Annotated in this window: 9 protein-coding genes; 8 read left to right on the forward strand and 1 reads right to left on the reverse strand. The window is 66.5% G+C overall.

Features of this window, described 5'->3' with window-relative positions; genetic code table 11:
* The first annotated feature begins 2 nt into the window (after positions 1-2).
* From FB597_RS19260 to gcvH, 8 genes are all read left to right on the forward strand, one after another.
* On the forward strand, positions 3-938 hold the full coding sequence (locus FB597_RS19260; protein WP_186442824.1) for an ABC transporter permease: 936 nt from the start codon (positions 3-5) through the stop codon (positions 936-938).
* On the forward strand, positions 935-1,945 hold the full coding sequence (locus FB597_RS19265; protein ID WP_144770419.1) for an ABC transporter ATP-binding protein: 1,011 nt from the start codon (positions 935-937) through the stop codon (positions 1,943-1,945). Before FB597_RS19260 ends, FB597_RS19265 begins: the two co-directional genes overlap by 4 nt.
* The gene (locus tag FB597_RS19270; RefSeq protein WP_141912761.1) at positions 1,938-2,954 is read left to right on the forward strand and encodes an ABC transporter ATP-binding protein; all 1,017 of its coding nucleotides are present in this window, start codon (positions 1,938-1,940) and stop codon (positions 2,952-2,954) included. The genes FB597_RS19265 and FB597_RS19270 overlap by 8 nt, the downstream gene beginning before the upstream one ends.
* A gap of 206 nt (positions 2,955-3,160) precedes the next feature.
* Complete coding sequence (locus tag FB597_RS19275) at positions 3,161-4,747, forward strand: ABC transporter substrate-binding protein (RefSeq protein WP_141912763.1); 1,587 nt, start codon at positions 3,161-3,163, stop codon at positions 4,745-4,747.
* Between the two features lie 4 nt (positions 4,748-4,751).
* The gene (locus FB597_RS19280; RefSeq protein WP_141912766.1) at positions 4,752-6,062 is read left to right on the forward strand and encodes an acyl-CoA thioester hydrolase/BAAT C-terminal domain-containing protein; all 1,311 of its coding nucleotides are present in this window, start codon (positions 4,752-4,754) and stop codon (positions 6,060-6,062) included.
* Positions 6,059-6,592 (forward strand): CMD domain protein, encoded by a 534-nt coding sequence (locus tag FB597_RS19285; protein WP_144770420.1) that lies wholly within the window; start codon positions 6,059-6,061, stop codon positions 6,590-6,592. Before FB597_RS19280 ends, FB597_RS19285 begins: the two co-directional genes overlap by 4 nt.
* Before the next feature lie 11 nt (positions 6,593-6,603).
* Positions 6,604-7,209 (forward strand): peroxidase-related enzyme, encoded by a 606-nt coding sequence (locus tag FB597_RS19290; protein WP_141912771.1) that lies wholly within the window; start codon positions 6,604-6,606, stop codon positions 7,207-7,209.
* 28 nt (positions 7,210-7,237) lie between these two features.
* Entirely contained in the window at positions 7,238-7,615 is a 378-nt protein-coding gene (gcvH, locus tag FB597_RS19295) for a glycine cleavage system protein GcvH (protein ID WP_141912773.1), read from the forward strand.
* Between the two features lie 7 nt (positions 7,616-7,622).
* Here the strand turns inward: gcvH and ssuD are convergent, their stop codons facing one another.
* The gene (gene ssuD / locus FB597_RS19300; RefSeq protein ID WP_144770421.1) at positions 7,623-8,750 is read right to left on the reverse strand and encodes an FMNH2-dependent alkanesulfonate monooxygenase; all 1,128 of its coding nucleotides are present in this window, start codon (positions 8,748-8,750) and stop codon (positions 7,623-7,625) included.
* Positions 8,751-9,027: the final 277 nt, after the last annotated feature.

The raw sequence follows: 9,027 nt of genomic DNA on the forward strand, positions 1-9,027 counted from the left end.
CAATGACGCAGGAGCAGGTGCGGGCGCGTATCGCCGAACTGTCCGCCTTCGTCGCGCCGCGCCGCGAGTCGCCCTGGCGCCGTGTGGTGCGTCATTTCATCGCCTCGAAGTCGGCCATGCTGGGCCTGGCCATCGTGCTGCTGCTGATCGTGGCCGCGCTGGTCGCGCCCTGGATCACGCCGCAGAACCCGTACGACCTGATGCAGCTGGACGTGATGGATGCGCGCCTGCATCCCGGCACGCCCAACGGCGCCGGCACGTTCACCTACTGGCTGGGCACCGACGGCCAGGGCCGCGACCTGGTCTCGGCCATTCTCTATGGCCTGCGCATCAGCGTGGGCATCGGCGTCGGCTCGGCGCTGATTGCCGGCATCATCGGCACGCTGGTCGGGCTGCTGGCGGCCTATGCCGGCGGCAAGGTCGATACGCTGCTCATGCGCCAGGCCGACCTGGTGCTGTCGTTCCCGTCGATCCTGGTGGCGATGCTGATCCTGGCCTATGTCGGCAAGGGCATCATGAACGTGATGATCACGCTGGTGGTGTTGGAGTGGGCCTACTACGCCCGCACCGCGCGCGGCCAGGCGCTGGTCGAGCGCCAGAAGGAATATGTGGAAGCGGCGCGCGGGCTGAACCTGTCGGCGTGGCGCATCATGGTGCGCCACATCCTGCCCAACTGCCTGCCGCCGCTGATCGTGATCGGCACGCTGCAGGTGGCGCGCGCCATCACGCTGGAGGCGACCTTGTCCTTCCTCGGCCTGGGCGTGCCCATCACCGAACCGTCGCTGGGCCTGCTGATTTCCAACGGCTACCAGTACATGCTCTCGGGCGAATACTGGATCAGCTTCTATCCCGGCATCACGCTGCTGGTGGTGATCGTGGCCATCAACCTGGTGGGCGACCGCCTGCGCGACATCCTGAACCCGAGGTGGCTGAAGTGAGCGCGCCCAACAATATTCCTACATTGGAAGTGCGCAACCTGCGCACCCATTTCTTTACCCCCGATGGCGTGCTGCCGGCGGTGGACGACGTTTCGCTGTCGGTCGGCCGCGGCCGCATCCTCGGCCTGGTGGGCGAATCCGGCTCGGGCAAGAGCGTCACCGGCTTCTCCATCCTCGGCATGGTCGATGCGCCGGGCCGCATCGTCGGCGGCGAGATCCTGTTCCAGGGGCGCGACCTGGTGAAGATGAACCGCACCGAATTGCGCGAACTGCAGGGCAACCGCATCGCCATGATCTTCCAGGACCCGATGATGACGCTCAATCCGGTGCTGAAGGTCGAGGCGCAGATGGTGGATGCCGTGCTGGCGCACAGCAAGGTCAGTCGCCAGGCCGCGCGCGAACTGGCGCGCGACACCTTGGGTATGATGGGCATCGCCAGCCCGGAAGAACGGCTGCAGGCCTATCCGCACCAGCTCTCCGGCGGCATGCGCCAGCGCGTGGCAATCGCCATCGCGCTGCTGCACAAGCCCGACCTGATCATCGCCGACGAGCCGACCACCGCGCTGGACGTGACCATCCAGGCGCAGATCCTGTCGGAAGTGCAGAAGCTGGCGCGCCAGCACGGCACCGCGCTGATCTGGATCACCCACGACCTGTCGGTGGTGGCCGGCCTGGCCGATGAAGTGGCGGTGATGTATGTCGGGCGCATCGTCGAGCAGGGCGCGGTCGACGCCGTGCTGGACGCGCCGCTGCACCCCTACACGCAAGGCCTGATCGGCAGCCTGCCCAGCAATAACCGCAAGGGTGGCAGCCGCCGCCTGCGCCAGATTCCCGGCATGACGCCCAACCTGCTGCACCTGCCGCCGACCTGCGCCTTCGCCGCGCGCTGCGAGCGGGTCAGCCAGCAATGCCTCGTAGCGCCCGCCTTGAGCGAGCCGCTGGCCGGCCGCCTGGTGCGTTGCTTCCACCCGGCGTTACATGAATCCAAGGTGCCACACCATGCATGACGTGCAACATCAGGCCGTTCCCATCATCGAAACGCGCGGCGTCAGCAAGCGCTTCGGCGAACGTCGCGACGGCTGGCTGGCGCGCCAGCTGCAGCAGCGCGGCTGGATGCGCGCGCCGGCCGTCACGCGGGCGCTGGACAACGTCGACCTCAAGGTCATGCCCGGCGAAGTGGTGGGGCTGGTGGGCGAATCCGGTTGCGGCAAGTCGACGCTGGGCCGCATCGCCTGCGGCCTGCTCGATCCGTCGGACGGCCAGGCGCTGGTGGGCGGGCGCGACCGCGCCGCGCTGACCGGCGCCGAGCGCGAGGCGGCCCGGCTGGATGTGCAGATGATCTTCCAGAATCCCTACGCCAGCCTTAACCCGCGCCTGCGCATCGACCAGATCGTGGGCGAGGCGGCCCAGGTCAACGGCAAGGTCGAAGGCGACCTGGACGACTACGTCTGCCGCCAGCTGCTGCGCGCCGGGCTCGACCCGGCGCTGCGCGACCGCTATCCGCACCAGTTCTCCGGCGGCCAGCGCCAGCGCATCGGCATCGCCCGCGCGCTGGCGGTGCAGCCGCGCATGCTGGTGTGCGACGAGGCGGTGGCGGCGCTGGACGTGTCGATCCAGGCGCAGATCCTGAACCTGTTCGCCGACCTGCGCGAGCAGCTTGGCCTGACCTACCTGTTCATCAGCCATGACCTGGGCGTGGTGGAGCATGTCTCCGACCGCGTGGTGATCATGTACCTGGGGCGGGTGGTGGAGAGCGCGCCGGTGCAGGAGCTGTTCGGCCACGCCAACCATCCCTACACCCAGGCGCTGCTGGCCGAGGTGCCGCGCCTGTCGGCGCGCAAGAAGGAGTTCACGGCGATCACCGGCGAGATTCCCAGCCCGCTGCACCCGCCTTCCGGCTGCCACTTCAACCCGCGCTGCCCGTACGCCACGCAGCGCTGCCGCGACGAGGCGCCGGCCCTGAAGGAAATCGCGCCGGGACATATGAGCGCGTGTCATTTGAATGATGGGAACTAAGGATTGGTGGTGCGGTATCGCTGATGTGCCTTCGATACGCCGCTATGCGGCTACTCAGTCCGAACGGATGTTTATTGGTTACCGTTCGGACTGAGTAGCGGCAACGCCGCGTATCGAAGACGCACCGGCGCCGAACATGAATCACAACATCGTTGCAATGTTATCGATGAGTTATTGATTGCTTTCAACCTAGAGAGGAACAGCACATGAAAAAAACACTCCTGACCCGCCTGCTGGCGGTCGCCCTGACCGGCGTGGCACTGGCCTCGGCCGCCGACGCGGTCCGCGCGCAGAACCTGAATATCGCCTTCGCCGACCCGCTGTCCTCGCTGGACCCGCAGCTGAACAACCATGCCGGCGACCGCTCGGTGGACCTGCATTTCTGGGACCTGCTGGTGGAGAACAACTACAACAAGCTGCAGCCCGGCCTGGCCGTGTCGTGGAAGAACATCGACCCCAAGACCTGGGAGTTCAAGCTGCGCCCCAACGTCAAGTGGCAGGACGGCAAGCCGTTCACCGCCGACGACGTGATCTTCTCCTACCAGCGCGCGCGCAGCGTGCCGGGCAGCGTGGCAACCTTCGCCGGCTACCTGCGCACGGTGGAGTCGGTCACCGCCAAGGACCCGCTGACGCTGGTGATCAAGACCAACATCCCCAACCCCGACCTGCCGCTGAACCTGGCCTCGGTGCATATCGTCAGCAAGCACGTGGGTGAGAAGTCCGCCACCGAGAACTACAACAGCGGCGCCGCCGTGGTCGGCACCGGCCCCTACAAGTTCGTCTCCTACACCCCGGGCGACCGCGTGGTGATGCAGCGCAACGACGGCTACTGGGGCGGCAAGGCATTGTGGGATAAGGTCAACTACCGCTACATCAACAACGCTGCCGCGCGCACCGCGGCGCTGCTGTCGGGCGATGTGGACGTGATCGACAAGGTCTCGGTGTCCGACATCGCCAAGCTCAAGCAGTCGCCCAACGTCACGGTCTATCCGTACAACGGCCTGCGCGTGCTGCTGATCCAGCCGAGCTTCCATGAAGGCCCGAGCCCGTACATCACCGACAACGCCGGCAAGCAGCTGGACAAGAATCCGCTGCTGGACGTGCGCGTGCGCCGCGCCATGTCGCTGGCGATCAACCGCAAGGCGCTGATCGACCGCATCCTGCAGGGCGCCGCCACCGAGGCCAACCAGTGGATGCCGTCGGATACCTTCGGCTACAACCCGGAGATCAAGAACATCCCGTTCGACGCCGCCCAGGCCAAGAAGCTGCTGGCCGACGCCGGCTTCCCGGACGGCTTCAAGCTGACCATCCACGTGCCTAACGACCGCTACCCGCAAGCGCCGGAAACCATGCAGGCGGTGGCCCAGTTCTGGACCCGCATCGGCATCAAGACCCAGGTCGAGGTGCTGCCGTGGGCGTCCTACTCCTCGCGCGCCAACAAGAACGAGTTCGCGGTATCGGTACTGGCATGGGGCAACGGCACCGGCGAAGCCAGCTATGCGCTGGTCAACGTGCTGGGTTCGGTCGATCCCAAGAAGGGCATCGGCGCTTCCAACTGGAACCACTACAGCAACCCGGCCGTGGACAAGGCGCTGGCCGACTCCACCGCCGAGTTCGACCCGGCCAAGCGTGAAGCCATCCTGCGCGCCTCGGCCAAGGTGGTGTCGGACGACGTGGGCGTGATCCCGCTGTACCACTACCAGAACATCTGGGCCGCCAAGAAGGGCCTGAAGGTGACGCCGGTCAGCAGCGACCGCACCACCGCCATGATGGTCACCCAGGAAAAGAAGTAAGGCCATGCCCGACTTCTCGATCGCCGTCACCCCGGCCGACGACCTGATTGACGTGCCGCGCCGCATCGTGGTGCGCGGCGCGGCGCCGGGCGAAACGGTGCGGGTCTCGACCGCGACGGTACGCAACGGCGCCGGGTGGGCCAGCAGCGCCCGCTTCATCGCCGACGCGCAGGGTGAGGTCGACCTTGCGATGAGCCCAGCCCTCGATGGCGATTACCGCGGCATCGATACGATGGGTTTGCTGTGGTCGCAACAGCCGCTGCAGGCCGGCAAGCGCGACAACTTCCATGCCGATGTCATGGCGCCGCTGGTGACTGTTGTCACGGCCTGCGGCGTACAGGGCACGGCCAGCGCCGAGCTGGTGCAGCGCCTGGCATCGGCAGGCGTGACGCGGCGCGAAGTGCGCGAGCAGGGGCTGGTCGGCACGTTGTTCTTGCCGGCCACGCCCGGCCCGCATCCGGCGGTGATGATCGTCAACGGTTCCGGCGGCGGCATCAACGAGCCGCGCGCGGCGCTGTATGCCTCGCGCGGTTATGCGGCGTTCGCGCTGGCCTACTTCAAGGCGCCGGGGCTGTCGGACTACATCTCCAACACGCCGCTGGAATATTTCGAGCACGGCCTCGACTGGTTGCGCGCCGAGGTGCGGCCGCAAGACGATTTCGTCGCCATCAGCGGCCAGTCGCGCGGCGGTGAACTGGTGCTGCTGCTGGGCGCGACCTTCCCGCAGAAGGTGTCGGCGGTGCTGGCCTACGTGCCCAGCGCGCTGGTGCACAGCGGCCAGAACGCGGCCGATCCGGCAGTGGGGCGGGAAGGGCCGACCTGGCTCCTGCGCGGCCAGCCGCTGCCGCACCAGTGGGAAGGCAACCGCAGCGCCAGCTGGAAACCCTTCGACGAAGGCCCGTCGCCGCATCGCCACGAACTGGCGATGCTGACCGCGCTGCAGGATGAGGAAGCCGTGGCGCGCGCCCGCATCCCGGTGGAGCGCATCCAGGGGGCGGTGCTGCTGCTGTCGGCTACCGATGACGGCTCCTGGCCTTCCAGCGTGTATTGCCGCATGGTCAGCGACAAGCTGGCCGAGGCGCAGCATGCCTGGCCGGTGGTGTGGCGCGACTATGCCAATGCCGGGCATTCGATCCTGTTCCCGTTCGTGCCGACCACCCAGACGACCTACGCGCACCCGGTCTCGGGCCGCATCAGCACCGGCGGCGGCGAGCCCTCGGCCAATGCCCGCGCCGACCTCGATTCCTGGCAGCATGCGCAGCAGTTCCTGCGCGATGCCGTCTCCCAACACAAGCTCCGAAAGGAAACACCATGAGCACTCCCGTCTACGACATCAACCGAGATGTCATCGACCAACTGGCCGGCCTCGAACCCGGCAGCCCGCTGCACGCATTGCGCCATCAGCGCGACAAGGTCGCCGCCGCCACCCAGGGCAGCTACGACACCTTGTTCGATCCCGCATTGGCAGGCATCGGCCTGGACGAGCGCCTGCTGGTGGCGCTGTACGCCTGCCGCCTGGCCGGCGCCGCCGACCTGGCCGCGCACTACCGCGCACGCCTGCAGGCCTTGCCGGCCGACGCGGCGCAACTGGCCGCGGCCGACAGCGGCGCGCCGGAGCAATTGCCGGAAGGCCGCCTGCGCGCCATGCTGGTGTTTACCCGCGCGCTGACCCAGCGCCCGGTAGAGGGTGACAAGGCCGCCATCGAGAAACTGCCCGCCGCCGGCATCAGCACGCCGGCCGTGGTGGCGCTGTCGCAACTGATCGCGTTCATCTCCTACCAGCTGCGCGTGATCGCCGGCCTGAAGGCGATGAAGGCCGCTGCCGCCGTAGCGGCAGCCAACTGAAGGAGACTGGCATGAGCAACGTCATCAAATCGAACGGCTTCACCAACGAATCGCTGGACTGGGACGCCTGGCTGGACGTGATCGCGCTGGAAGACGCGACCGAAGACCAGATCAAGGTGCTGGAAGAGAGCAACCCCAAGGCCAAGACCTCGGACTACTACCTGTTCCTGGCGCACCAGCCGGACATCCTGCGCCAGCGCTCGGCCGCCTTCAACGCCATCATGTACGCGCCGGGCGGCATGTCGCGCGCCGAGCGCGAGCTGGGTTCGCTGGTGGTGTCGCGCATCAACGGCTGCGTGTATTGCGCCTCGGTGCACGCGCAGCGTTTCGAGCAACTGGCCAAGCGCAACGACACGGTGCAGCAGGTGTTCGACAATCCCTACGGCGCGGGCATCGACGCGCGCGAGCAAGCCATCGCCAAGTTCTCGGCCGAACTGACCGAACAGCCGGACGCGATCGACGCGGCCAAGATCCAGGCATTGAAGGATGTCGGCCTGAACGAGCTGGAAGTGCTGGACCTGATCCACTCGATCGCCATCTTCGCCTGGGCCAACCGCCTGATGCTGAACCTGGGCGAGCCGGTGTTCCCGGACGGCAGCAAGGCCGAAGCGAAGTGATCTTTGTCAAACCAGAAAAGGAGACCCCATGCTGATCCCCGACCATCTCGTTTATGCCGAGACCCATGAATGGGTCAAGGTAGAGGAAGACGGCACGCTCGCCGTGGGCATCACCGATTTCGGCCAGGAGCAACTGGGGCCGCTGGTGTATGTGGAGATGCCGGCCGTCGGCGCACAAGTCAGGCGCACCGGTGAATGCGGCATCGTGGAGTCGAACAAGACCGCATCCGACCTGCATGCGCCGGTCGATGGCGAGGTGGTCGCCATCAACCAGGCGCTGGTGGAAACGCCGGACGCCGTCAATGGCGCGCCTTACGATCAGTGGATCTTCAAGATCAGGCCGGCGGCGCCGTTCTCGAACGAAGGCTTTCTCGACGCGGCCGGATATCTCAAGCTGATTTCCTGACGCCGTTTCAGGAGGCTGACCGGGCGGCGCGGATGTCGAAAGCGCCGCCGGTCTGCGCGCGGTCGCGCAAGGTGACCGCCTGCTTGCCGAGCAACGGGAACACCAGCTCGGCGAAGCGTATCGATTCTTCCAGGTGCGGATAGCCGGACAGCACGAAGGTGTCCACGCCCAGGTCCGCGTATTCCTGCAGCCGCTCGGCCACTGTGGCGGCATCCCCCACCAATGAGGTGCCGGCGCCGCCGCGCACCAGTCCCATGCCGGCCCACAGGTTGGGCGCGATCTCAAGCCGGTCGCGCCGGCCGCCGTGCAGCGCGGCCATGCGCTGCTGTCCCACCGAATCCATGCGGGTGTAATTTTTCTGGGCGCGGGCGATGTCCTCGTCGGTCAGCTTGCTGATCAGGCGTTCGGCATCGGCCCAGGCTTCTGCATTGGTCTCGCGCACGATCACGTGCAGGCGCACGCCGAAGCGCACGGTACGCCCTTGTTTTGCGGCGCGCGCGCGTACGTCGGCGATTTTCTGCGCGACTGCGGCGGGCGGTTCGCCCCAGGTCAGGTAGGCGTCCACATGCTTGGCGGCCAGGTCGTGGGCGGCGTCGGAGGAGCCGCCGAAATACAGCGGCGGATAGGGTTTTTGCAGCGCCGGGTGGAATACCTGGCCCTGGCGGATGCGGAAGTGCTTGCCTTCGTAGTCCACCGTTTCGCCTTGCAGCAGGCGGCGCCAGATGGTGAGGTATTCATCGGCGGCCTCGTAGCGCTCGTCGTGTTTCAAGAAGACACCGTCGGCCTCCAGTTCGGTGGCGTCGCCGCCGGGCACCACGTTGAGCAGCAGGCGTCCGTTCAATGCCTGGTCCAGCGTGGCGGCCTGGCGCGCCGAAGGGCCGGGGCCGCCTAATGACGTGCGCAGGGCCACCAGCAGCTTGATCCTGTGCGTCACCGGCACCAGGCTGGCGGCCACCACCCACGGGTCGAGGCAGGAGGCGCCGGTGGGGATCAGCAGGCCGTCATAGCCGAGGTTTTCGCTGGTGACGGCGATCTGGCGCATGTAGTCGATGGTTGGCGCGCGGCCGAAGTCGGACGTGCCCAGGTAGCGGGTGTCGCCTGAGGTGGGGAGGAACCAGAAGATGTTGAGGGACATGGGGGTGTTTCTTTGTTTGTTCGATTCCGTTATTAGAGCGCTGTGGGTTTTTGGTGGCTAAGAATGTTTTTGCATTTGCTTAGTTGAGTAATGTGTTTTGCTGTTTTTTTGGGGGGAATTGGGTAGTCTGATCTTGCTGCTGGTCGGTGTACTGGCTCTATGCTTATCTTTCTCCGGTCGGAGCGGAGCGCCGGGGGCGGCCCGGCAGCCGCTCACTTTCTTTGGCCCGCCAAAGAAAGTAAGCAAAGAAAGGCGGCCCCTAAGTGCCAGCCCCTTC

Origin of the sequence: Herbaspirillum sp. SJZ099, from assembly GCF_007828355.1 — a bacterium.
Classification (GTDB): Bacteria; Pseudomonadota; Gammaproteobacteria; order Burkholderiales; family Burkholderiaceae_D; genus Herbaspirillum.

Bases quoted from the DNA above. Each gene is read 5' to 3' on its own strand.
- FB597_RS19260 (WP_186442824.1), top strand. From the start codon at position 3: ATGACGCAGGAGCAGGTGCGGGCGCGTATCGCCGAACTGTCCGCCTTC.
- FB597_RS19270 (WP_141912761.1), top strand. From the start codon at position 1,938: ATGCATGACGTGCAACATCAGGCCGTTCCCATCATCGAAACGCGCGGC.
- FB597_RS19275 (WP_141912763.1), top strand. From the start codon at position 3,161: ATGAAAAAAACACTCCTGACCCGCCTGCTGGCGGTCGCCCTGACCGGC.
- FB597_RS19280 (WP_141912766.1), top strand. From the start codon at position 4,752: ATGCCCGACTTCTCGATCGCCGTCACCCCGGCCGACGACCTGATTGAC.
- FB597_RS19285 (WP_144770420.1), top strand. From the start codon at position 6,059: ATGAGCACTCCCGTCTACGACATCAACCGAGATGTCATCGACCAACTG.
- FB597_RS19290 (WP_141912771.1), top strand. From the start codon at position 6,604: ATGAGCAACGTCATCAAATCGAACGGCTTCACCAACGAATCGCTGGAC.
- gcvH (WP_141912773.1), top strand. From the start codon at position 7,238: ATGCTGATCCCCGACCATCTCGTTTATGCCGAGACCCATGAATGGGTC.
- ssuD (WP_144770421.1), bottom strand. From the start codon at position 8,750: ATGTCCCTCAACATCTTCTGGTTCCTCCCCACCTCAGGCGACACCCGC.